The organism is Halomonas sp. SIMBA_159 (assembly GCF_046536035.1).
Lineage (GTDB): Bacteria > Pseudomonadota > Gammaproteobacteria > Pseudomonadales > Halomonadaceae > Vreelandella > Vreelandella venusta_A.
Genome location: NZ_JAWJBT010001512.1, coordinates 1 through 239, shown reverse-complemented (window position 1 = coordinate 239; position 239 = coordinate 1). Strand labels below are relative to the sequence as shown.

General features: G+C 60.3%; 1 protein-coding gene. It reads right to left on the bottom strand.

Going from position 1 to position 239, the window contains the following annotated elements; genetic code table 11:
- On the bottom strand, nucleotides 1-239 hold a 239-nt coding region (locus R0J87_RS24275; RefSeq protein WP_498889608.1), incomplete at both ends, for an L-rhamnose isomerase.

Below are 239 nucleotides of genomic sequence, written 5' to 3'. Positions count from 1 at the left end.
GATCACCCAAGCGGCGGTGCGGCTAATCGTGGCATCAAAGAAGTCCAGCCCGATCCGCGTGCGGCCCAGCAGATCGGCAAAGACGATTTCCTGCGCCATGCTCCGGATACTGTCATCCAGCAGGATCACGTGATCGCTGTCCCACCGCATTGGGCGCGACACATGCAACAGGATGTCTTGCACCGAAAGCGCCACCGCGCTCAGCTTGTCGGCCACGTTTTCGGTGGGATGAAAATGCC